General features: G+C 48.3%; 2 tRNA genes. Both read left to right on the plus strand.

What is annotated here, in order from left to right:
- Positions 1–104 precede the first annotated feature (104 nt).
- Positions 105–181: transfer RNA gene (locus KZZ04_RS18740), tRNA-Ile, on the plus strand.
- Between the two features lie 44 nt (positions 182–225).
- A tRNA-Ala gene (locus KZZ04_RS18745) sits at positions 226–298 on the plus strand.

Genomic DNA, 298 nt, shown 5'->3' on the forward strand with positions numbered 1-298 from the left:
GGGGAACCTGGGGCTGGATCACCTCCTTATACGATTTAGAACTTATTTGTTCGTAGTGTCCACACAGATGATTGTTATTGTAAAGAGAACAACAATTATTGTTTGGGTCTGTAGCTCAGCTGGTTAGAGCGCACCCCTGATAAGGGTGAGGTCGGTAGTTCAAATCTACTCAGACCCACCACTTCTTCACGAAGTCGGTAACTAAACAATAAGACCAGCATATGTGGGGCTATAGCTCAGCTGGGAGAGCGCCTGCCTTGCACGCAGGAGGTCAGCAGTTCGATCCTGCTTAGCTCCA

The sequence above is a fragment of the Pseudoalteromonas sp. CR1 genome, from assembly GCF_019392235.1.
Lineage (GTDB): Bacteria > Pseudomonadota > Gammaproteobacteria > Enterobacterales > Alteromonadaceae > Pseudoalteromonas.